Origin of the sequence: Massilia sp. CT11-108, from assembly GCF_047302915.1 — a bacterium.
Taxonomy (GTDB): Bacteria; Pseudomonadota; Gammaproteobacteria; order Burkholderiales; family Burkholderiaceae_D; genus Telluria; species Telluria orientalis.
The window spans coordinates 1-21,487 of the sequence record NZ_JBKYMO010000022.1; the positions used below are offsets into that span (position 1 = coordinate 1).

General features: G+C 66.2%; 21 protein-coding genes. 5 read left to right on the forward strand and 16 right to left on the reverse strand.

The features are described from left to right. The 4 genes from ACEN88_RS04170 to ACEN88_RS04185 form a co-directional block, all read left to right on the forward strand. Window positions 1-1,445: prolyl oligopeptidase family serine peptidase (locus ACEN88_RS04170; protein ID WP_413337540.1), on the forward strand; the 1,445-nt coding region annotated here is incomplete at its 5' end. Next, entirely contained in the window at window positions 1,442-5,614 is a 4,173-nt protein-coding gene (locus ACEN88_RS04175) for an SNF2-related protein (RefSeq protein ID WP_413337541.1), read from the forward strand. The genes ACEN88_RS04170 and ACEN88_RS04175, both read left to right, overlap by 4 nt. 144 nt (window positions 5,615-5,758) lie before the next feature. Next, on the forward strand, window positions 5,759-7,615 hold the full coding sequence (locus ACEN88_RS04180) for a DUF885 domain-containing protein (protein WP_413337542.1): 1,857 nt from the start codon (window positions 5,759-5,761) through the stop codon (window positions 7,613-7,615). A gap of 3 nt (window positions 7,616-7,618) precedes the next feature. After that, window positions 7,619-9,673: a gluconolaconase gene (locus ACEN88_RS04185; protein ID WP_413337543.1), complete on the forward strand. Its 2,055-nt coding sequence runs from the start codon at window positions 7,619-7,621 to the stop codon at window positions 9,671-9,673. A 4-nt stretch (window positions 9,674-9,677) separates the two neighbouring features. Here the strand turns inward: ACEN88_RS04185 and ACEN88_RS04190 are convergent, their stop codons facing one another. Beyond that, window positions 9,678-10,049 (reverse strand): hypothetical protein, encoded by a 372-nt coding sequence (locus tag ACEN88_RS04190; protein WP_413337544.1) that lies wholly within the window; start codon window positions 10,047-10,049, stop codon window positions 9,678-9,680. A 38-nt stretch (window positions 10,050-10,087) separates the two neighbouring features. On the opposite strand from ACEN88_RS04190, the gene ACEN88_RS04195 reads away from it, so the two are divergent. Beyond that, window positions 10,088-10,378 (forward strand): hypothetical protein, encoded by a 291-nt coding sequence (locus ACEN88_RS04195; RefSeq protein WP_413337545.1) that lies wholly within the window; start codon window positions 10,088-10,090, stop codon window positions 10,376-10,378. A gap of 19 nt (window positions 10,379-10,397) precedes the next feature. On the opposite strand, the gene tatC is transcribed toward ACEN88_RS04195, so the two are convergent. From tatC to murA, 15 genes are all read right to left on the reverse strand, one after another. Continuing rightward, complete coding sequence (gene tatC / locus ACEN88_RS04200) at window positions 10,398-11,153, reverse strand: twin-arginine translocase subunit TatC (RefSeq protein WP_371763190.1); 756 nt, start codon at window positions 11,151-11,153, stop codon at window positions 10,398-10,400. Window positions 11,154-11,189: 36 nt separating this feature from the next. After that, window positions 11,190-11,696 (reverse strand): Sec-independent protein translocase protein TatB, encoded by a 507-nt coding sequence (gene tatB, locus ACEN88_RS04205; protein WP_056126151.1) that lies wholly within the window; start codon window positions 11,694-11,696, stop codon window positions 11,190-11,192. A 42-nt stretch (window positions 11,697-11,738) separates the two neighbouring features. Further along, window positions 11,739-11,981 (reverse strand): Sec-independent protein translocase subunit TatA, encoded by a 243-nt coding sequence (gene tatA, locus ACEN88_RS04210; protein ID WP_371761917.1) that lies wholly within the window; start codon window positions 11,979-11,981, stop codon window positions 11,739-11,741. Window positions 11,982-12,078: 97 nt separating this feature from the next. Next, window positions 12,079-12,453: a histidine triad nucleotide-binding protein gene (locus ACEN88_RS04215; protein WP_413337546.1), complete on the reverse strand. Its 375-nt coding sequence runs from the start codon at window positions 12,451-12,453 to the stop codon at window positions 12,079-12,081. A 50-nt stretch (window positions 12,454-12,503) separates the two neighbouring features. Continuing rightward, entirely contained in the window at window positions 12,504-12,845 is a 342-nt protein-coding gene (locus tag ACEN88_RS04220; RefSeq protein ID WP_371763189.1) for a phosphoribosyl-ATP diphosphatase, read from the reverse strand. Window positions 12,846-12,852: 7 nt separating this feature from the next. Next, on the reverse strand, window positions 12,853-13,284 hold the full coding sequence (hisI, locus tag ACEN88_RS04225; protein WP_056126210.1) for a phosphoribosyl-AMP cyclohydrolase: 432 nt from the start codon (window positions 13,282-13,284) through the stop codon (window positions 12,853-12,855). Between the two features lie 18 nt (window positions 13,285-13,302). Next, window positions 13,303-14,064 (reverse strand): imidazole glycerol phosphate synthase subunit HisF, encoded by a 762-nt coding sequence (gene hisF / locus ACEN88_RS04230; protein WP_413337547.1) that lies wholly within the window; start codon window positions 14,062-14,064, stop codon window positions 13,303-13,305. 143 nt (window positions 14,065-14,207) lie between these two features. Continuing rightward, complete coding sequence (gene hisA, locus ACEN88_RS04235; protein ID WP_413337548.1) at window positions 14,208-14,984, reverse strand: 1-(5-phosphoribosyl)-5-[(5-phosphoribosylamino)methylideneamino]imidazole-4-carboxamide isomerase; 777 nt, start codon at window positions 14,982-14,984, stop codon at window positions 14,208-14,210. A gap of 25 nt (window positions 14,985-15,009) precedes the next feature. Beyond that, window positions 15,010-15,651 carry an imidazole glycerol phosphate synthase subunit HisH gene (gene hisH / locus ACEN88_RS04240; protein WP_413337549.1) on the reverse strand — a complete coding sequence of 214 codons (642 nt, stop codon included), beginning with the start codon at window positions 15,649-15,651 and terminating at the stop codon, window positions 15,010-15,012. 8 nt (window positions 15,652-15,659) lie between these two features. Next, window positions 15,660-16,250 (reverse strand): imidazoleglycerol-phosphate dehydratase HisB, encoded by a 591-nt coding sequence (gene hisB / locus ACEN88_RS04245; protein WP_036233394.1) that lies wholly within the window; start codon window positions 16,248-16,250, stop codon window positions 15,660-15,662. A 20-nt stretch (window positions 16,251-16,270) separates the two neighbouring features. Beyond that, the gene (gene hisC, locus ACEN88_RS04250) at window positions 16,271-17,365 is read right to left on the reverse strand and encodes a histidinol-phosphate transaminase (protein WP_413337550.1); all 1,095 of its coding nucleotides are present in this window, start codon (window positions 17,363-17,365) and stop codon (window positions 16,271-16,273) included. Further along, the gene (locus ACEN88_RS04255) at window positions 17,362-18,183 is read right to left on the reverse strand and encodes a DNA-methyltransferase (RefSeq protein WP_413337551.1); all 822 of its coding nucleotides are present in this window, start codon (window positions 18,181-18,183) and stop codon (window positions 17,362-17,364) included. Before ACEN88_RS04255 ends, hisC begins: the two co-directional genes overlap by 4 nt. Next, window positions 18,180-19,505, reverse strand: coding sequence for a histidinol dehydrogenase (hisD, locus tag ACEN88_RS04260; RefSeq protein ID WP_413337552.1), 1,326 nt, complete (start codon window positions 19,503-19,505; stop codon window positions 18,180-18,182). The genes ACEN88_RS04255 and hisD overlap by 4 nt, the downstream gene beginning before the upstream one ends. A gap of 5 nt (window positions 19,506-19,510) precedes the next feature. Then, window positions 19,511-20,185: an ATP phosphoribosyltransferase gene (hisG, locus tag ACEN88_RS04265; protein ID WP_413337553.1), complete on the reverse strand. Its 675-nt coding sequence runs from the start codon at window positions 20,183-20,185 to the stop codon at window positions 19,511-19,513. 50 nt (window positions 20,186-20,235) lie between these two features. Further along, complete coding sequence (murA, locus tag ACEN88_RS04270; RefSeq protein WP_413337554.1) at window positions 20,236-21,486, reverse strand: UDP-N-acetylglucosamine 1-carboxyvinyltransferase; 1,251 nt, start codon at window positions 21,484-21,486, stop codon at window positions 20,236-20,238. Window position 21,487: the final 1 nt, after the last annotated feature.

A 21,487-nucleotide genomic window follows, 5' to 3' on the forward strand; every position in this document is an offset into this window, starting at 1 on the left:
TCGTCGACGGCAACGATTTTTATTCGTCGCCGCGCATCTCCCCCGACGGCAAACACCTCGCGTGGCTGAGCTGGGACCATCCGCGCATGCCGTGGCAGGGCACCGAACTGTGGCTGGCCGAGATCGGCGACGACGGCACGCCGCTGGACGGCCGCCTGATCGCCGGCGGGGCAGACGAAGCGATCGTGCAGCCGGAATGGTCGCCGGACGGGACACTCCACTTCGTGTCCGACCGCAGCGGCTGGTGGAACCTGTACCGCTACGAGCACGGCGTCGTGGATCCCGTGTGCCCGCGCGCGGCGGAATTCGGCGGCCCGCACTGGGTCTTCGGGAACAGCATGTACGGCTTCCGCTCGGCCACGGAAATCGTCTGCACGTTCATCGAAGATGGCGTGAGCAAGCTGGCACGCCTCGATGCGCGCAGTGGCCACCTCACACCCATCGCCACGCCTTACGAACAGATCAGCGAACTGAAGATCGAAGGCGACACGGTGGCGCTGCTGGGCGGCGCGCCCACGCTGGCGGCGGAAATCGCGTGCATCGATCTCGCGACCGGCCGGCGCGACGTGCTCGCGCGCTCGATCGAGCAGCTGCCCGACGTGAGCTATCTGTCGGTCCCGCAAAGCATCCGCTACCCGAGTATGAATGGGAGAACGGCGTACGCGTTCTTCTACCCGCCCACGAACAGGGATTTCGCGCCGCAGCCGGGCGAACTGCCGCCGCTGATGGTGATCGGCCACGGCGGCCCCACGAGCATGGCGGCCAGCACGCTCAAACTGGCCACGCAGTTCTGGACGAGCCGCGGCATCGCCGTGCTGGACGTGAACTATGGCGGCAGCACGGGCTTCGGCCGCGCCTACCGCGACCTGCTGAAGGGTCAATGGGGCGTGGTCGACGTCGAGGATTGCGTCGCGGGTGCCCAGCACCTCGTCGACAACGATCTCGTCGACCGCGAGCGCCTCGTGATCCGCGGCGGCAGCGCGGGCGGCCTGACGACCCTGTGCGCCCTCGCCTTCCACGACGTGTTCAAGGCCGGCGCCAGCTACTACGGCGTGTCCGATCTAAAAGGCCTGGACGCGGATTCGCACAAGTTCGAATCGCACTACAACGAATACCTGATCGCGCCGAAGGAAAGCGCCGACCGCGTCTACGCCGAGCGCTCGCCGATCAACCACACCGATAAACTGCACCGGCCGATGATCTTCTTCCAGGGTCTCGACGACAAGGTCGTGCCGCCGCCGCAATCCGAAGTGATGGTGTCCGCGCTGCGCGCGCGCGGCGTGCCCGTCGCATACATCACGCTGGCCGGCGAGGGCCACGGCTTCCGCAAGGCGGACAGCATCGTGCGCACGCTGGAAGCGGAGCTGTATTTTTATCTGCGCGTGTTCGGCATCCCCGTCCCCGAAAGCCTGCCAGCCGTCGAGATCGAGAATCTCCCTGCATGAGCGATGAGGTGTTACACGCGGTCGTGGAAGCCTGCGACGAGCAACGCAAGCTGATCCTCGCGCTGCTGGCGCTGGCCGGCGAGCCGATGGGACGGCGGCGCATCCACGAACACCTGGCGCCGCTGGAGGCCAGCGCGGGCGAGCAAAAACTGGCCGAGCCGATGGAGCGCCTGCGCGCCGATGGCCTGGTCGGCGAGTTGCCGTCGCGCGGCTACACGATCGCCGCCGATGTCGCCTGGCCCGCCATCCAGTGGGCGCTGCGCACGCGCCGGCTCAACGAGCTGCGCGAGGTCTACCAGCAGGTGACGCCGCTGCGCGTGGACTGGCAGGGCACGCCCATGCTGCGCAGCTACCGCCAGGGCGTCGCGCTGCTGCGTTTCGCCCTGCTCGCCGGCGATGGCCCGAAAGCCGTCGCGCCGCTGCTGGCCGCGTGCCTGCGCTGCCACGAAGCGGCGTACCTGCATCCGCTCGTCGACATCTGCGCGCGGCCGTTCGAGCCGGACCTGATGGAGCGCATCAACGGGCTTGTACGCGACGACGTGCTCGCGGTCCTCGTCAACCACGTGCAGCGCGAGCCGGCCAGCGCGCCCGCGATCCGCGCGTATGCGGAAGACCATGTGGCACAGGGCGGCGCATCGATGGCGCTGCGCACGGCCCTGGCGGAGCACCTGATCCTGTGCGGGCGCCTCGACGCGGCGGCCGACCTGCTCGTCGACCTCGACGAATCCGCCACGCTGTACTACCGCAGCGTGCTGCAACTGCTGCGCGGCGACACGGAACCCGCGCTGGCCGGCTTCGACAAGGCGTTGAAAGCGCTGCGGCGCGAGACGGGCAAACGCAAGGCCATCTTCGAGGGCATCGGCGGCCATCTGTACGTGACGGCGCTGCTGAGGAGCGCCGACACCAGGCATGCGAAGGCCGTGGAGTCGTATCTGGACAGCGCCACGCGCGCCGTGCAAAGCCACGATACGGCCGTGTACCAGCAGTTGTCGATGCTGCGCCAGATCCGCGGCGGCACGGTCGATGCGGAGGTGCTCCCGTCGCGCAACTGGGAGACGAGCCTGCAACCCGTGATGTTCCGCGCCCTGCTGCACTGGTGGCTCGGCATGCCGCAGCTGGCGGACCAGCGCGCCATGCTGGAACAGCAGTTCGAAGAAGCGGGGAAAGCGGGCTTCGACTTCATCGCGGCGCAGATCGCGTCCGTGCTGGGGCAGCTGGGCATGGTCGGCATCGACAAGCAGGCGATCGCGCTGCGCCAGCGGCACCGCTTCGTCGACCTCGCGCTGTGGTTCGAGCGCGAGCAGCCGTGGGAGCGCCAGCTGAACGCCCTCATCAACCTGCAGCCCGCCGTGAACGTGGAGGTGGTGAAGGAATCGCGACTCGCGTGGCTCGTGAGCTGGGACGCGCACCTCGGCATCCGCGCCATCGAACCGAGAGAACAGAAGCGCGACGTGCAGGGCGGCTGGACGCGCGGCCGTCCGCTGGGCCTCAAGCGTCTCGCGGAAGAGGCGGCGGAGCTGGACTTCCTGACCGCGCAGGACGTGCAGGTCGCCAGCAGCATCGGCGCCTACCGCTACTACAGCGGCACGGGCACGCGCTACGAATTCGACCTGGACAAGGCCGTGGCCGCGCTGGCCGGCCACCCGCTGCTGTTCTGGATGGATGCGCCGGGCACGCGCATCGAACTGCTGCCGGGCGAGCCGCAACTGGTCGTGCGCGCCGGCGGCGGCAAGGTCATGATCACGCTGGTGCCACCCTTGCGCGAGCAGCAGGGCGAGGTCGTCGTCACGAAGGAGACGCCGACGAGATTGCGCATCGTGCGGGTAAAAGACGAGCACCGGCGCATCGGCGCCATCGTCGGCGACGGGCTCGAAGTGCCGCTGGAAGCGGAGAAGCGCGTGCTGCAGGCGATCAGCGCCATCTCGTCCATCGTCACCGTGCAGTCGGATATCGGCGGCAGCGCGGCGGACATCGAGCAAGTGACGGCCGATCCGCGCCTGCACATCAACCTGCTGCCTTACCAGCAGGGCCTGCGCATCCAGGTGATGGTGCGGCCGCTGCCCGATGCGGGCCCCTACTTCCGCCCGGGCGACGGCGCGGAAAGCGTGATCGCCGACGTGGGCGGCGTGCGCACGGAAGCGCGCCGCGACCTGAATGCCGAACGCGAGGCCGAACGCCAGCTGCTGGCCGACCTGCCGGCGCTGGAGCACGCGGAAGACGAGCATGGCGAATGGCTGCTCGCGGCGCCGATCCACTGCCTGGAACTCGTCGTCCAGCTGCAGGAACTGGATGCAGCGAAGGTCGTCGTCGCGTGGCCCGAGGGCGAATCGTTCCGCGTGTCGAAGAAGATCACGTCGAAGTCCGTGCGCCTCCAGATCCGGCGCGACAAGGACTGGTTCGCCGCGAACGGCGAAGTGCAGGTCGACGAGAACAAGGTGATGGACCTGCGCGAGCTGCTCGCACGCGTGCGCGAGGACCGTTTCATTGCCCTCGGCGACAACCAGTTTCTCGCGCTCACGCACGAGCTGCACCGCCGCCTGATGGATCTCTCTGCCTACAGCGATGCGGACCAGGAGGCGCTGCGCTTCCACCCGCTCGCCAGCTTCGCGCTGGAAGAGATGGCGCTGGAAGCGGGCGGCGTCGACGCGGATAAAGCGTGGCGCGCGCACCTGAAGCACATGCAGGAGAACGCCGAATACCGGCCGCAGTTGCCGAACACCTTGCAGGCGGAGCTGCGCGATTACCAGGTCGAAGGCTTCGAATGGCTGTCGCGCCTTGCGCACTGGGGCGTCGGCGCCTGCCTCGCGGACGACATGGGCCTCGGCAAGACGTTACAAGCGCTGGCGCTGATCCTGTCGCGCGCGCCGGGCGGGCCGACGCTCGTCGTGGCACCGACGTCCGTCGCGACGAACTGGCTGGCGGAAGCGGAGCGCTTCGCGCCGACGCTGAACGTGAAGCTGTTCGGGCCCGGCGACCGCGCCGCGATGCTGAAGGACGCTGGACCGTTCGACGTGATCGTCGCCAGCTACGGCCTGCTGCAGCTGGAGTCCGCGCTGTTCGACGGCATCCGCTGGCACACGATCGTGCTCGATGAAGCGCAGGCCATCAAGAACGCGTACACGCGCCGCTCGGCCGCCGTGATGGCGCTCACGGGCGATTTCAAAATGGTCGCCACCGGCACGCCGCTGGAGAATCACCTGGGCGAGTTGTGGAACCTGTTCCGCTTCATCAATCCGGGCCTGCTCGGGACAAGCGACCAGTTCCAGCTGCGCTTCTCCGGCCCGATCGAAAAGGCATCGGACAAGCGCGCGGAACTGGCGGCGCGCACGCGCCTGCGCCGCCTCACGCAGCCGTTCATCCTGCGCCGCACGAAGGCGCAGGTGCTGTCCGAACTGCCGCCGCGCACGGAGGTCAATCTGCCGGTGCAGCTGTCGGAAGAAGAGACGGCGCTGTACGAATCGCTGCGGCGCGAAGCGCTCGAACGCATCGCCGCACTGGAGGCACCGCAATCGCAGAAACAGATCCAGATCCTGGCCGAGATGATGAAGCTGCGCCGCGCGTGCTGCAATCCCGCGCTCGTCGCGCCGGAGAGCGGCATCCGCAGCAGCAAGCTGGAGACGTTCGCGCGCCTCGCGGATGAATTGCTGGAAAACCGCCACAAGGCGCTCGTGTTCAGCCAGTTCGTCGACCACCTCACGCTGATCCGCAAGCATCTGGACGAGCGCGGCATCCGCTACCAGTACCTCGACGGGAGCACTCCAATGCAGGAACGGAAGCGCCGCGTGGATGCGTTCCAGGCCGGAGACGGCGACCTGTTCCTGATCTCGCTGAAGGCGGGCGGCGTCGGCATCAACCTGACGGCGGCCGATTACGTCATCCACATGGACCCGTGGTGGAATCCGGCCGTGGAAGACCAGGCCAGCGACCGCGCGCACCGCATGGGCCAGCAGCGGCCCGTGACGATCTACCGGCTGGTCGCGCGCCACACGATCGAGGAAGGCATCGTCGACCTGCACCGCCACAAGCGCGACCTGGCCGACAGCCTGCTGGAAGGGACGGACGTCGCCGCGCGCCTGTCGCCGGCGGACATGCTGGCCATGCTGCAGGCGGGGCTCGCAGGGTCGTCGGGCCCGCGTCCGCCATCCGTCGAAGAGTGGCAAACCGGGTGAGGATGCATGCCGTTGCGGGCGCGTTGGCGACGGATCACGTCACGACGCGCGCGTGACGTATTGTTTCAGACGCCCGCAAAAGCGCCAAATGATGCTAATCTGACGCCCCCCATCTGGCCCATCCATAAACCAGGCAGATAGAACATGATGAAATCGAAAATCGCACTGGCCGTCCTGCTGACCAGCGTCGCACTGGCGCCGGCGAGTGCGCGTCCCAAGACGCATCACAAGGCGGCCAGCACGGCCAAAGCCAAGAGCAAGCCGAAGGCCAAAGCCGCCGCCAAGCCGGTACGGAAGGCCGCCGCGCACGTCGCCGCCGCCACGCCACAGAACCGCAATGACCGCTACATGGACTCGCTGTCCATGCAATTCGTGACCGCGCTGTGGCGCATCGATCCGGAAGACGGCATCTACGTCGGCAAGTTCGACGCCGCGGCGAGGCTGACGATTCCCGACGCCGCCACGCGCGCGAAAAAGCTCGCGTTCATCGACGAGTGGCTCGACAAGTTCGGCAAGCTGAACGCCGACAAACTGTCGCCGAACCAGCGCACCGACCTCGCCGTCCTCCTCAACAAGCTGAATTACGAGCGCTGGCAGCTGACCACGTTCCGCGAGTTCGAATGGAACCCGGCCGAGTACAACGTGGCGCAGACGTTCGACCTGATCCTGACGACGGAATACGCCGCGAAGGCCCAGCGCCTGCGCACGATCCTGAAACGCCTGGCCGAGGTGCCGGCGTACTACCAGGCCGCGCAAGCGTCCATCGTCAACCCGACGCACGAACACACGCAGCTCGCGATCCAGCAGGCGCCGGGCACGCTCGTCGTGCTGGCGGACCTCGGCAAGGCCGCGCAGGAATCGATCCTGACGCCGCAGGAGAAGGCGATCTTCGCGCAGCGCATCGCGAACGCCGGCACGGCGGTGGTGGCGTGGGTCGACTTCCTGACGGACCTCGACAAGTCGCAGGGGCAGATGCAGAACGCGCGCTCGTTCCGCATCGGCAAGGACCTGTACGAACAAAAATTCGCGTTCGAGATCCAGTCCGCCAGCACGGGCGAGCAGACGTATCGCAAGGCCCTGGCCGCGCGCGACGAACTCCTCACGCGCATGGACGGCCTCGCCGACCAGTTGTGGGACAAGACGATGGGCGCCGCCGCGAAGCCCGCGGACCGTTATCAAAAAATCGGCATGGTGATCGACAAGCTCTCGCTGCAGCACACGACGCCCGCCAACTTCCTGCCCGAGATCCGCCGCCAGATCCCGCAACTGCAGGAGTACGTCATCAAGAACAACCTCGTGACGATCGACCCGAGCAAGCCGCTCGTCGTGCGCGAGACGCCGCTGTACCAGCGCGGCGTGGCCGGCGCCAGCATCGACGCGCCGGGGCCGTACCGTCCGAAGGATAAAACCTATTACAACGTGACGCCGCTGGACGGCCTCACGCCCGAGCAGGCCGAAAGCAGCATGCGCGAGTACAACAACTGGATGCTGCAAATCCTGAACATCCACGAGGCGATCCCCGGCCACTACACGCAGCTGATGAACGCGAACCGTTCGCCGTCGCTGGTGAAGGCGTTGTTCGGCAACGGCGCCATGGTCGAAGGCTGGGCCGTGTACGGCGAGCGCATGATGCTGGAATCGGGCTATGGCGACAACGCGCCGGAGCTGTGGCTGATGTGGTGCAAGTGGAACCTGCGCAGCGTCTCCAACACGATCCTCGACTACAGCGTGCACGTGCTGGGCATGACGCGCGAACAGGCGATCGACCTGCTCGTGCGCCAGGCGTTCCAGACCCCGCAGGAAGCGGCCGAGAAGTGGAAACGCGCGCAGCTGTCGTCCGTGCAGCTCTCCAGTTATTTCAGCGGCTACAGCGACATCATGGAACTCCGTGAGCGCCGCAAGGAACAGCTGGGCGAGCGCTTCGACCTCAAGCAATTCCACGACCAGTTCCTCGGTTACGGGAATGCGCCGGTGAAGATCATCGGCCAGCTGATGCAGTAACGCGTGAAGCGCATCACGATCGTCGCGGCGCTCGCGGGCGTCGCCGTGCTGGCCGGCGGCGCGGCCCTGTACGTCTTCAACGCGCGCCAGGATGCGACGCCGGGACGCGCGTTCTGGCGTCCCGCCGACGCGCCGACCAGGCCCGCATGGTCCGCACGCGTGACGCCGCTGCCGGACCGCTTCGGCGATCCGTTCGGAACCGTCGTCGATGGCCACGGCAACGTGTTCGTCGCGGACGGTGGCGACTGCAGCTGCATCCGCCGCATCGCGCCGGACGGACAGGTGACCCTCTTCGCCGGTGGGCACGCGGGCTTCGCGGACGGTGTCGGCGCCGCCGCGGCATTCGACACGCCATCGGCGCTGGCGATCGACCGCCTCGGCAACCTGTACGTCGCCGACACGCACAACAACGCGGTCCGCAAGGTGGCGCCCGACGGCAGCGTGAGCACGCTGGCGGGCAGCGCCGCCGGCTTCGACGGGCCGGTCGGCGTGGCCGTCGACCGCGACGGCAACGTGTATGTGGCCGACACCTACAACGACCGCATCGGCCGCATCGGCAAGGACGGCGCGGTGACGACGGTGGCCGGCAGCGGCACGCCCGGCCACCTGGACGGCATGGGCACCGCGGCCGGATTCGACACACCCAGCGCCATCGCGGTCGACAAGCACGGCGTGCTGTTCGTCGCCGACACGGGCAACAATGCGATCCGGCGCATCGACAAGAATGGCGAAGTGACGACGCTCGCGCGCGCGCCCGAGGACGAACAGCGTCCGCTGCTGCGGCGTCCCGTCGCGCTGGCACTGACGCATGACGGCTACCTGTATGCGAGCGGCGCGGGTGGGCGCATCCTCCAGTTCGACCCGAGCGGGCAGTATCACGCCCTGCCGGACGTCGACCACCCCGAAGGTGCGAGCTATGCGAGCGACGGCAGCGTGCGCCTGTATGCGCCGCGCGGCATCGCCGTGAAACGCGACGGTGCGCTGGTGGTGGCCGATGGCCAGGCGCAGCAGATGTTCGTGCTGGCCCCGCCCCAACCGGGCACGCCACCCCCGCAGGCGCGGCCGCAGGTACTGCCCGCAGTGGCATCGATGCCCTGGCCCGTGGGCCCGCAAGCGGAACCGCACGAAGTCGTCGGCGTGCTGGGCGAGGTGCGCGGCAGCTACGATGGCGAAAACCGCGACCACTTCCATGCGGGCCTGGACATCCGCGCCGACGTCGGCGCACGCGTGCTGGCGGTCCTGCCGGCGACGGTCGGCGATCCGTATCCCAACTGGGCGTTCGGCGAACTCGGCGAAGGCATGAGCATCGGGCCGCTGTCGTACATCCACATGCGCGTGGGCCGCGACGCCAGGGGCAATGCGCTCGATCCGCGGTTCCAGGTGCTGCGCGGCGCGAACGGCAAGCCGGAACGCGTGCGCATACGGCGCGGCACGCGGTTCGCCGTCGGCGACGCGCTCGGCACGATCAATCCGATGGCGCACGTGCACATGGAGTACTACCCCGGCGGCCGCGCGGTCAACGCGCTGGCCCTGCCCTTCGTCGGCCTGCGCGACACGGTGCCGCCCCGCATCCAGAGCATCGCGCTGTACGATGCGAGCGGCCAGCGCCTGCCGCGCAAGAAGGGCCAGCGCCTGCACGTGGCGCGCACGCTCGGCGCCCTCACGATCGTCGCCGCCGCCTACGACCAGATGGACGGCAACCTGGCGCGCCGCCGCCTCGGCCTGTACAAGCTGGGCTACCAGCTGCTCCATGCGGACGGCAGCCCCGTCGCCGGATTCGAGACGCCGCGCATCACGCAGGTCTACGACCGCCTGCCGCGCGAGCGCGAAGCGGTGAAGCTGCTGTATGCGGAAAACAGCGGCATCACGGTCTACGGCAGCAAGGCCACGGTGTTCGCTTATGCCGTCAACAACACGCTGCACGATGGCGTGGCACTGCCCGGCACGTGGAAGGTGGACGGTCTCGAGCCGGGCGATTACGTGCTACGGATCTACGCGGCGGATTTCGCGGGACAGGTGGCGCTGGAGGGGCGGGATCTGCCGATCACGGTGGAATAAGCACTCATTCAAAAGCGACGCGTGCCAGGAAGTCGGTTTTCACCACGGTGCGCTCGATCTTCGTATCGGGCCCGATATAGACATCGACGCGGCTGAACGGCCGTCTGATTTCCACGCCGTCGCGGCTGGCGAGTGGCAGGCTCACGTCGATGAAGTAGTCGGTATGGAGACGGCGGGCGGTACGGAACTCGATGCTTGCTCCGGGCCCCAGGTGATCCTTGACGATGTCGTTGTCTTCGTTGAAGAAATAGGTCACGGGCGCGACGGCCTGGGCGGAGTAATGCAGGAAGACGACCGGCAGCGTAACAGCGTTCACGAACAACGCGAGCCATGACGCCACGATCGCCCCGGCGATGGCCAGCAGTGTCTTGCGCATCGATTCGATATTCTTGTCGCAACAAAAAGAATTGTATCATGCTGAGTTTTTCGATTTCACGAACGACTCACGATGAACAAACTTCTTGGAACCGTCGTACTCGCTGCCTGCATGGCCTTCGGCGCGCCGCGCGCCGGCGCCAGCGTGTCGTCGCAACAGCAGGGCATGCACCGGTGCGCTGGTACCGGCTGACCGAAAGCGACGACGGCCATCCGGACGACCTCGCCTATTTTTTCAAGAAGATCTCCAGCACGAGTTATCCGGCCAGTGCGAAGCTGACGGTCGAGCTGGTGTTGAAAAAAGAAGTGGCCGCAAAATCGAAAAAATAGCGCGAAAAAATAGCGGCGATCAGGACTGTTCCTGCGGCGCCTGTGTCGCCTTGACGAAGATCGGCGCCATCAGCAACCCGAGCTCGAACAGCAGGCACATCGGAATGGCCAGCGCCAGCTGGCTGACGGCGTCCGGCGGCGTGACGATGGCGGCGATGACGAACGCGCCGACGATGGCGTACGGACGGATCGAGCGCAGCTTCTCGACGCTGACGATGCCCATCCGGACGAGGATCACGACGACGACCGGCACCTCGAACGTGGCGCCGAACGCAAGGCACATGGACATCACGAAGTCGAGGTAGTTCTCGATGTCCGGCATCACGGCGATGGACGTCGGCGAGAAGTTGCCGATGAAGTGGAACACGCGGCCGAACACGAAGAAGTAGCAGAACGCGACGCCCGCGATGAAGAGGAACGACGACGAGATCACGAGCGGCAGCACGAGCCGCTTTTCGTGTGCGTACAGCCCCGGTGCGACGAACGCCCACACCTGATAAAAGACCCACGGCAGCGCGAGGATGAAGGCGATCAGCAGCGTGACCTTCATCGGCACGAGGAACGGCGAGACGACGCCGGTGGCGATCATCTTGGAGCCGGCCGGCAGCGCGGCCAGCATCGGGGCGGCGAGGAAATCGTAGATCTGTGCCGGGCCCGGCCACAGCATCAGCACGATACAGGCGAGGACGATGCCGTACGTCGCCTTGATCAGGCGGTCGCGCAGCTCGACCAGGTGGGAGATGAAGGTTTCTTCGCCCGCGGTTTCTTCAGTCATCTGGCGCTAGGAGGCGGCGCCCAACGGCGGCCGTCATCAGAAAAATTTGGTGTTGGAAGTGGCGCCGGGACGGAACTTGCGCACGCGTGCGGCACCGGACAGCACATGCTGGCGCGTGCCCTGGCGGTTCTTGTACCAGGCCGGCATGCTCGACGTCTTCGCCAGCTTCTTGCGGCGGAAGTCGCGCGCCTTGCGCTCGATGTCGTCCGTCGAGGCCGTCGTCGGCATTACGGCCGTGTCGCCGCGCCAGGCGGACTCGACCTCGTCCATGTGGGTCGAGACGGTGTTCTCGACCTCGGACTTGAACGTCTCGACCTCGGACTTGAAGCTTTGCGCGCTGTCCTGGATATCCTTGTGCAGATTGCGCAATTCTTCCATTTCGATCTCGCGCGAGACCTCCGACTTCACGTCGTGCAGGTAGCGCTGGGCGCGGCCGTACAGGGTGCCGGCCATGCGCGCCACCTTAGGCAGTTTCTCGGGGCCAATCACAACCAGCGCCACCGCGCCGATGATGGCGAGTTTGGTAAGACCGAGATCGATCATGCGGGGTCAGGCATGGGCTTAGTGGCGGGCTTAGTGGCGCGCTTAGTGACGCGTTTTTTCGCGCGCATCGACGTCGATCGTCGACTTGTCGGCCACCTGCTGCGCGGTCTGTTGCGCCGTCTGGCTGGCAGGCGTCTTGCCGTCTTCCTCGCCCTTCATGCCATCCTTGAAACCCTTGACGGCCTTGCCCAGGTCCGAGCCCGCATTGCGCAGCTTGCTCGTACCGAACACCACCACCACCACGACCAGCACGATCAACCAGTGCCAGAGACTCATCGAACCCATTGTTTTCTCCTTGCCGGGCAGCAGCCCGATCAGCGTAAGCTAAAGCTACGCCAGTATAAGCGGTTTAGGGCCGGAATGCCCTCTTTCCTTTAGGGAATTACGTTCCCAGGCCACGCCACGGACGCGGACCGCCGTAGACGTGCAGGTGCAGGTGATACACCTCCTGCCCGCCGTCCGGACCGACGTTGAACAGCGTCTTGTAGCCGCCGCTGCGCTCGCCGTCCGGGCCGGTCTTCACCGCGATGCCGTGTTCAAGCGCCAGCTTCGGCGCCAGCGCCAGCATCTTGCCCAGCACGGGCGCATGCGCGTCGGTGCAGTCGGACAGGCTGGCCACGTGCTGCTTCGGGATCACCAGCAGGTGGACGGGCGCGGCCGGGTTGATGTCCTTGAACGCGAGCAGCTCGTCGTCCTCGTACACCACGCTGGCCGGGATCTGTTTGGCGACGATCTTGCAGAAGATGCAGTTATCCATGTTCTCTCACATTCTATCGATACGGGATGACGCCGGCGTGACAGCCGGGCTCAGTCTTTCGGACGCGACGCCTTTTCCTCGATGCCGGAAATGCCTTCGCGCCGCGCCAGTTCGTCCAGCACCTGCTGCGGCGTGAGGCCGAACTGCGCCAGCAGGACGATCGAATGGAACCACAGGTCGGCCGTCTCGTACAGCAGCTTCGACGCATCCGCGCCGGCGCGCACGTCCTTCGCTGCCATCACGGTCTCGACGGCTTCCTCGCCGATCTTTTTCAGGATGGCGTCGTCGCCCTTGGCGAACAGTTTCGCGACGTACGAGGCCGTCGGGTCGCCGCCGTTGGCCGGCTTGCGGGATTCGATGACGGCCGCGAGGCGTTCCAGTTGCGTGCTCATGTGTGCGCTATTTCTTCTTCTGGTTGGTGTAGATGGTGTCCGGATCCTGCAGCACGGGCTCGACGCTGTTCCAGTCGCCGTCCTCGAACTTCTGGAAGAAGCAGGAATGGCGGCCGGTATGGCAGGCGATGCCGCCGGCCTGCTCGACCTTCAGCAGCACCACGTCTTCGTCGCAGTCGAGGCGGATTTCCAGCACTTTCTGCACGTGGCCGGACTCTTCGCCCTTGTGCCATAGCTTCTTGCGCGAGCGGCTCCAGTACACGGCCTCGCCAAGCTCCACGGTCTTGGCCAGGGCTTCGCGGTTCATCCAGGCGAACATCAGGATGTCGCCGGTGGCGGCTTCCTGGGCGATCACCGGCACGAGGCCGTGCTCGTCCCATTGGACTTTCTTGAGCCAGGGCTGGGCCGGGATCGTCGGGGGGGTGGGCGGGGTCACCATGGTCGTCGGTTCCATCAATCAGTCGAGGCGCATCGGGATGCCGCGGTCCGCCATGAAGCGCTTGGCTTCGCCGACCGTGTGCTGCCCGTAGTGGAAGATGCTCGCGGCCAGCACGGCGTCGGCATGGCCTTCCTGCACGCCATCGGCGAGATCCTTCAGGCCGCCCACGCCGCCCGAGGCGATCACGGGAATGCCGACGGCGTCCGACACGGCGCGCGTCAGGCCCAGGTCGAAGCCGGACTTGGTGCCGTCGCGGTCCATGCTGGTCAGCAGCAGTTCGCCGGCGCCCAGGCTTTCCATCTTGCGGGCCCATTCGATGGCATCGATGCCGGTCGCGTTGCGGCCGCCGTGGGTAAAGACTTCCCACTTGCCGGGCGCGACCTGCTTGGCGTCGATGGCGACCACGATGCACTGCGCGCCGTGTTTCTGCGACGCGTCGTACACGAGTTGCGGGTTGGTGACGGCCGAGGTGTTCATCGACACCTTGTCCGCGCCGGCGTTCAGCAGGCGGCGCACGTCCTCGACCTTGCGCACGCCGCCGCCCACGGTCAGCGGAATGAACACGGTCGATGCCACGGCTTCGATGATCGGCAGGATCAGGTCGCGGCCGTCGCTCGAGGCGGTGATGTCGAGGAAGGTGATCTCGTCGGCGCCCTGCTCGTTGTAGCGGCGTGCGATCTCGACGGGGTCGCCGGCATCGCGCAGTTCGGTGAAGTTGACGCCCTTGACCACGCGGCCGCCGGTGACGTCCAGGCAGGGGATGATGCGTTTTGCGAGCATAAAATTTATCTAGTGGTATTCATTCGTCGGTCCCGGCATTGCCGGAACCGACTCCCCGCGCAGGCGGGGATCCATGCTGACGTGACGTTATCGCACTCGGCATGGGTTCCCGCTTTCGCGGGAACGACGGGTTGAGGGGCGAATTACGCCTGCGCGCCCTCGGTGAGTTCATCCGCGCGTTCCTGCGCACTGGCCAGGTCGAGCGTGCCTTCGTAGATCGAGCGGCCGCAGATCACGCCTTCGATGCCCTCGTCCTGCACGGCGCACAGGGCTTCCACGTCGGCCAGGTTGTGCAGGCCGCCCGAAGCGATGATCGGGATCTTGACGGACTGCGCCAGGCGCACGGTCGCTTCGATGTTCACGCCGCCCATCATGCCGTCGCGGCCGATGTCGGTGTAGATGATCGATTCCACGCCGTAGCCTTCGAATTTCTGGGCCAGGTCGATGACTTCGTGGCCGGACATCTTGCTCCAGCCGTCGGTCGCGACCTTGCCGTCCTTGGCATCCAGGCCGACGATGATGCTGCCCGGGAAGGCGCCGCAGGCGTCGTGCAGGAAGCCCGGGTTCTTGACGGCCGCGGTGCCCACGATGATGTAGGTGATGCCGTCGTCCAGGTAGCGCTCGATGGTGTCCAGGTCGCGGATGCCGCCACCCAGCTGGACCGGGATCTCGTCCAGGTCGTTGTCTTCGGCGTACTCCTGCACGACTTGCAGGATCGATTTGATCGCCTCTTCGTTCTTCGGTTTGCCCGCGAACGCACCGTTCAGGTCGACCAGGTGCAGACGGCGCGCACCCTTCTTGAGCCAGTGCAGCGCCATCTCGGCGGGATCTTCGGAGAACACGGTGGCGAGTTCCATGTCGCCCTGTTTCAGGCGAACGCAGTGACCGTCTTTCAGGTCGATGGCGGGGATCAGCAGCATGGTCGTAGTCGGTTGATTAGGTAACTCAGGGATTCCAGTGGACGAAATTGCGATACAGGCGCAGGCCGGCGGCCGCGCTTTTCTCGGGGTGGAACTGGGTGGCGACGATGTTGTCGCGCGCGACCGCGCAGCAGAATTGTCCGCCGTAGTCGGTCTCGCCGATGGCGTCCTGCGCCTCGGCGGGCTGCGCGTAATAGCTGTGCACGAAATAAAAATAGCTGTCCGGGGCGACGCCGTCCCACAGCGGGTGGGCACGCTTCTGGTGCACGCGGTTCCAGCCCATCTGCGGCACCTTGAAGCGCGAGCCGTCGGCCTGCAGCTTGCCGTCGAGTTCGAAGCGCACGACCTTGCCCGGCAACAGGCCCAGGCCGGGCACGCCGCCATTCTCGTCGCTCGAATCGAACAGCATCTGCTCGCCCACGCACACGCCCATCATCGGACGGGTTTTCGCCGCGCGCAGCAGGGCGTCCTCGACGCCCGATTCACGCAGGCTGCGCATGCAGTCGCGCATGGCGCCCTGGCCGGGCAGGACGATGCGATCGGCCGCGTCGATGGCGGCCGCGTCGCCGGAAATCTGGACGTCGGCTTCGGGCGCGACGGCGCGCAGGGCCTGCGCAACCGAACGCAGGTTGCCCATGCCGTAGTCGACAACAACAATCTTGTTCATGATTCTCTTTACAGGCTGCCCTTGGTGGACGGGATCGTGCCCGCGGCGCGCGCATCCAGCTCGGACGCCATGCGCAGCGCGCGGCCGAACGCTTTGAAGACGGTCTCGCACTGGTGGTGCGCGTTCACGCCGCGCAGGTTATCCACGTGCAGCGTCACGCCCGCATGGTTGACGAAGCCGCGGAAGAACTCGATGGTGAGATCGACGTCGAAGCGGCCGATGGTCGCGCGGGTGAACGGCACATGCCATTCCAGGCCCGGGCGGCCGGAAAAGTCGATCACGACGCGCGACAGCGCTTCGTCCAGCGGGACGTACGCATGGCCGTAGCGGCGGATGCCCTTCTTGTCGCCGATGGCCTTGGCGACCGCCATGCCCAGCGTGATGCCCGTGTCCTCGACGGTGTGGTGGTCGTCGATGTGCAGGTCGCCGACGGCCTCGACTTCGAGGTCGATCAGGCCGTGGCGCGCGATCTGGTCCAGCATGTGGTCGAGGAACGGCACCCCGGTATTGAGTTTCTGGCGGCCGGTGCCGTCCAGGTTGAGCGCGACGCGGATCTGCGTCTCGCTGGTGTTGCGCGTGATTTCTGCGGTGCGGGTCATTGCTAGGTGCTCGGCGGTGTTCAGGCTTGCAGCGAAGCCTTCAGGGCATTCAGGAATACGGAGTTTTCTTCCGGGGTGCTGACCGTAACACGGATGCAATTGGCCAGCAATTCATGCATTCTACTCAAATTTTTAATCAGTACCCGTTCTGAGAACAGTTTAGCGCAGGTCTTTTCAGCGTCGGGTACGCGCAAGGTGATGAAATTGGCACTCGACGGGAACACGGTCACGCCCGGCAGCGCGGCCATGGCGGCGGCCAGTTCCGTGCGCGCCTCGTTCAAACGGGCGGCCTGCTCGTCCAGCACCTCGACGTGGTCGAGCGCGAATTCGGCGGCCACCTGCGTCAATACGTTGACGTTGTACGGCGGCCGCACCTTGTCGAACTGTTCCAGCAGCGCCGGTGCGGCAGCGAGGTAGCCCAGGCGGATGCCGGCCAGGCCCAGCTTCGACAGCGTGCGCATCACGACCAGGTTCGGATACTGCGGCAGCTTGTCCATGAAGCTCGTGCGGGCGAACGGGTGATACGCCTCGTCGGCCACGACGATGCCGTTCTCGCCCAGCGCGTCGATGATCGCGACCATGTCGGCTTCATCGTACAGGTTGCCGGTCGGGTTGTTCGGGTAAGCCAGGAACACGAGGCTCGGCTTGTGCTCGGCGATCGCGGCCAGCATGGCGGCGCGGTCCAGCGAGAAGTCGGCCTTCAACGGGACGCCGACGTAATCCATGCCCGCGAACTGGGCGGAGCGCTGGAACATGACGAACGCCGGGCTCGGTGCCAGCACGACCGCGCGTTTATCCTGCCGCGAGCAGGCGGTGCACAGGATGGAGATGATCTCGTCCGAGCCGTTGCCGAGGATGACGTCGAAGCCGGCCGGCACGCCGAGGTTGGTACGGATCTTTTCCTTCAGCGTGCTGTACGACGCCAGCGGATAGCGGTTCAGGACGGCGTCCGCCAGGCGCTGGGCCAGCTCCCCGCGCAGCGCATCCGGCAGCTGGTACGGGTTTTCCATCGCGTCCAGCTTGATGTAGCCGCTCGAATCCGGCACGTTGTAGATATGGCCGGCACGGACGTCTTCGCGGATCGTGTTGGCGATGAGGTTGTCGATGCTGGTCATGCTTGGTTCACTCCTTCGGTGGTGGCGTCCGTACGGGCGCCTTTGCGTTTTTTCGTGGCCGGCTGCGCGGGAGCGGACAAACGTTCCGCGATGGTCGCGCAGTAGGCGGGGTTCAGCTCGAAACCGGTGAAATGCCGGCCGAGGCGTTTGGCGGCCAGTGCCGTCGTGCCGCTGCCCATGAACGGGTCGAGCACGACGCCGCCCGGCGGGCACGACGCCTTGACCATGCGCTCGATGATCTCGAGCGGTTTCTGGGTCGGATGGTCGACCCGTTCCGCATGTTCGCGATGCAGGCGCGACACGCTCCACAGGTCCTTCGGGTTGTAACCCACCTCCAGCCACTTGGCGCCCACGAAGATCGAGCGCGATCGCGCCTTCTTCGTCTCGGCGTCGTACGGGATACGCACGGAGTCCAAGTCGAAATAATAATCCTTGCGCTTCACGAAGAAGCCGATGGTGTCGTGCACCGAGCTGAAGCTCCTGGTGCTGCCCCCCATCGAGGGGACGCGGCGGTCCCAGATGATCTCGTTCATCATCGTCATGCGCCGCTTGAGCATGACGAAGATCTCGGGCGCGAAGCGCCACGTGAGAAAGATGTACAGGCTGCCGTTGTCTTTCAGTTTCGGCAGCGCACAATCGATCCAGCGCTCGGTCCACGCGAGGTAATCCTCCACGCTCTGCTGGTCCGAGCCGTTGCCGTAATCCTTGCCGAGATTATAAGGCGGGTCCGTCAGGATCAGGTCGATGCTGCCGTCGGGGATGCGCGCCATGCCGGCCAGCGCATCCTCGCAGAAGACCTGATCGAGCCAGGCCGTCATGATTCCGATTGGATCCTGAGCTCTGCGCTGCGCGCATGCGCCTGCAGGCCCTCGCCGTACGCGAGTTCGGCCGCGACACGGCCCAGCGTTTGCGCGCCGGCCTGCGACACGAACAGGATCGACGAGCGCTTCTGGAAATCGTACACGCCCAGCGGCGACGAGAAGCGCGCCGTGCGCGACGTCGGCAGCACGTGGTTCGGGCCGCAGCAATAATCGCCCAGCGATTCGGACGAGAAGCGGCCCAGGAACATCGCGCCTGCATGACGGATTTTATCGGCCCACTGCTGCGGTTCCTCGGCGGAGATCTCCAGGTGCTCGGCCGCGATGGCGTTCGCGATCGCGCACGCTTCATCCATGTCGCGCACCTTGATCAGCGCGCCGCGGTCGGTCATCGACGTGGCGATGGTGTCCTTGCGCGGCATCGTCGGCAGCAGCTTGTGGATGCTCGCTTCCACTTTGGCGATGTAGTCGGCGTCGGGGCACAGCAGGATCGCCTGCGCCAGTTCGTCGTGCTCGGCCTGCGAGAACAGGTCCATCGCGACCCAGTCCGGGTCCGTCGTGCCGTCGCACAGCACGAGGATTTCCGACGGGCCCGCGATCATGTCGATGCCCACCGTGCCGAACACGCGGCGCTTGGCGGCGGCGACGTACGCATTGCCCGGGCCGACGATTTTATCCACCGGCGGGATGGTCGCCGTGCCGTAAGCCAGTGCGCCGACGGCCTGCGCGCCGCCGATCGTGATCACGCGCGTAACGCCGGCGATCGCGGCGGCCGCGAGCACCATGCGGTTCTTGACGCCGTCCGGCGTCGGCACGACCATCACGATTTCCTTCACGCCCGCGACTTGCGCCGGGATCGCGTTCATCAGCACGGACGACGGATACGCGGCCTTGCCGCCCGGGACGTAGATGCCCACGCGGTCCAGCGGCGTGACGCGCTGGCCCAGCACCGTGCCGTCGGGCTCGGTGTACGTAAAACCGTTCAGTTCCTGCTTCTGGCGCTCGTGGAACACGCGGATGCGTTCCGCGGCCGTGCGCAGTGCCGCGCGTTGCGATTCCGGCAGCGATGCCAGTGCTTCATCCAGCTCGGCCTGGCCGACGTCGAGGGCGGCCATGCTGGTGGCGCCGCCATTCGGGATGCGATCGAACCTGTTCGTGTATTCCAGCACGGCGGCGTCGCCGCGCGCCTTCACGTCGGCGAGGATCTTCGCCACGGCGGTTTCGATGGCGTCGTCGGTCTCAGCTTCGAACGCGAGCAGCGTGTTCAGGGTCTGCTGGAAGCCGTCGGCGGCGGAATCGAGTTTGCGGATCGTGATGGACATGGTCGTTAGCATTGCTGCTGCTTGGACGCGCGGTCGAACGCGTCGATGATCGGTTGCAGGCGCTCGCGCTTCAGCTTCAGCGCGGCCTGGTTGACGACGAGGCGCGACGAGATCTCCATGATCTTTTCGACTTCAACGAGATTGTTGGCGCGCAGCGTGCCGCCCGTCGACACGACGTCGACGATGGCGTCGGACAGGCCGACCAGCGGCGCCAGCTCCATCGATCCATACAGTTTGATGAGGTCGACGTGCACGCCCTTCTTGGCGAAGTGCTCGCGCGCCGTGTGCACGAACTTGGTGGCCACGCGCAGGCGCGCGCCCTGGCGCACGGCGTTGTCGTAGTCGAAGCCGGCATTGGCGGCCACGGACATGCGGCAGCAGGCGATGCGCAGGTCGATCGGTTGATACAGCCCTTCGCCGCCGTGCTCGAGCAGCACGTCCTTGCCGGCCACGCCGAAGTCGGCGGCGCCATGCTGGACATAGGTCGGCACGTCGCTGGCGCGCACGATCAGCACGCGGATGCCGGGATCGTTGGTGGCGAGGATCAGCTTGCGCGAGGTTTCCGGATTTTCCAGCACCTCGATGCCGGCCGCGGACAGCAGCGGCAGCGTGTCTTCGAAGATGCGGCCCTTCGAGAGGGCGAGGATCAGCTGCGAGCTGTCCCGAGTAGTGTCATTCATGTGACTGCGTTCGTTTCCGTCGTCCCCGCCTGCGCGGGAACGACGTTGTTTTATTTAATACGGACGATATCCGCGCCCACCGCCGACAACTTCGCCTCCATCCGGTCATACCCGCGATCGAGGTGATAGATGCGGTCGACGAGGGTCGTGCCCTCGGCGGCCAGGCCGGCGATCACGAGGGAGGCCGAGGCGCGCAGGTCGGTCGCCATCACGGGCGCGCCCACGAGGCGGTCGACGCCCTTGATGAAGGCCGTGTTGCCCTCGGTGGAGATCTGCGCGCCCAGGCGGTTCATTTCCTGCACGTGCATGAAGCGGTTTTCGAAGATGGTTTCGGTGACGCGGCTCGAGCCGTTCGCGATCGTGTTCACGGCCATGAACTGGGCCTGCATGTCGGTCGGGAAGCCCGGGTATTCCGTGGTACGGAACGACACCGGTTGCGGACGGCCGTCCATGCGCGCGCGGATGCTGTCGCCTTCCACGGTCAGCTGGACGCCCATCTCGCGCAGCTTGTCGATGGCCACGTCGAAGATGTCGGTGCGGGTGCGGGTGATGCGGATGTCGCCGCCCGTCGCCGCCACGGCGCACAGGAACGTCGCCGCTTCGATGCGGTCGGAAATGACGCCATGTTCAGTGCCGTGCAGGCTGTCGACGCCCTGGACCACGAGGCGGTCGGTGCCGATGCCGTCGATCTTCGCGCCCATCGCCACGAGCATGTTCGCGAGGTCCGTCACTTCCGGTTCGCGCGCGGCGTTTTCCAGGATCGTCTCGCCGTCGGCCAGCGTGGCGGCCATCAGCAGGTTCTCCGTGCCCGTCACGGTGATCATGTCCGTGTGGATGCGGGCGCCCTTCAGGCGCGATACCTTCGCGTAGATGTAGCCGCCCTCGATCGTGATGTCGGCGCCCATCTGGCGCAGGCCCTTGATGTGCTGGTCGACGGGGCGGGAACCGATCGCGCAGCCGCCCGGCAGCGACACCTTGGCTTCGCCGAAGCGCGCCAGCATCGGACCCAGCACGAGGATCGATGCGCGCATCGTCTTCACCAATTCGTAAGGTGCGACGAGGGTGTTGATGGCGGAGCCGTTCAGCACGACGTTCTCGTCGTCCTGCGTGACCTTCAGGCCGGTCTGCTCGAGCAGGCGCAGCATCGTGCGCACGTCGTGCAGGCGCGGCACGTTCGACAGGGCGAGGTCGCCGGCCGTCAGCAGGCCCGCGCACAGGATCGGGAGCGCCGCGTTCTTGGCGCCCGAAATGGGGATGTCACCGTTCAGGCGCTTGCCGCCGACGATCTGGAGCTTGTCCATC

Coding starts and splice junctions, on each gene's coding strand:
- ACEN88_RS04220 (WP_371763189.1), bottom strand. CDS start 12,845: ATGAGCACGCAACTGGAACGCCTCGCGGCCGTCATCGAATCCCGCAAG.
- hisF (WP_413337547.1), bottom strand. CDS start 14,064: ATGCTCGCAAAACGCATCATCCCCTGCCTGGACGTCACCGGCGGCCGC.
- murA (WP_413337554.1), bottom strand. CDS start 21,486: ATGGACAAGCTCCAGATCGTCGGCGGCAAGCGCCTGAACGGTGACATC.
- hisB (WP_036233394.1), bottom strand. CDS start 16,250: ATGACCCGCACCGCAGAAATCACGCGCAACACCAGCGAGACGCAGATC.
- ACEN88_RS04195 (WP_413337545.1), top strand. CDS start 10,088: ATGCTGAGTTTTTCGATTTCACGAACGACTCACGATGAACAAACTTCT.
- tatA (WP_371761917.1), bottom strand. CDS start 11,981: ATGGGTTCGATGAGTCTCTGGCACTGGTTGATCGTGCTGGTCGTGGTG.
- ACEN88_RS04215 (WP_413337546.1), bottom strand. CDS start 12,453: ATGGATAACTGCATCTTCTGCAAGATCGTCGCCAAACAGATCCCGGCC.
- ACEN88_RS04190 (WP_413337544.1), bottom strand. CDS start 10,049: ATGCGCAAGACACTGCTGGCCATCGCCGGGGCGATCGTGGCGTCATGG.
- ACEN88_RS04180 (WP_413337542.1), top strand. CDS start 5,759: ATGATGAAATCGAAAATCGCACTGGCCGTCCTGCTGACCAGCGTCGCA.
- hisI (WP_056126210.1), bottom strand. CDS start 13,284: ATGGTGACCCCGCCCACCCCCCCGACGATCCCGGCCCAGCCCTGGCTC.
- ACEN88_RS04175 (WP_413337541.1), top strand. CDS start 1,442: ATGAGCGATGAGGTGTTACACGCGGTCGTGGAAGCCTGCGACGAGCAA.
- hisH (WP_413337549.1), bottom strand. CDS start 15,651: ATGAACAAGATTGTTGTTGTCGACTACGGCATGGGCAACCTGCGTTCG.
- hisG (WP_413337553.1), bottom strand. CDS start 20,185: ATGAATGACACTACTCGGGACAGCTCGCAGCTGATCCTCGCCCTCTCG.
- hisA (WP_413337548.1), bottom strand. CDS start 14,984: ATGCTGCTGATCCCCGCCATCGACCTGAAAGACGGTCACTGCGTTCGC.
- tatB (WP_056126151.1), bottom strand. CDS start 11,696: ATGATCGATCTCGGTCTTACCAAACTCGCCATCATCGGCGCGGTGGCG.
- tatC (WP_371763190.1), bottom strand. CDS start 11,153: ATGACTGAAGAAACCGCGGGCGAAGAAACCTTCATCTCCCACCTGGTC.
- ACEN88_RS04255 (WP_413337551.1), bottom strand. CDS start 18,183: ATGACGGCCTGGCTCGATCAGGTCTTCTGCGAGGATGCGCTGGCCGGC.
- hisC (WP_413337550.1), bottom strand. CDS start 17,365: ATGACCAGCATCGACAACCTCATCGCCAACACGATCCGCGAAGACGTC.
- hisD (WP_413337552.1), bottom strand. CDS start 19,505: ATGTCCATCACGATCCGCAAACTCGATTCCGCCGCCGACGGCTTCCAG.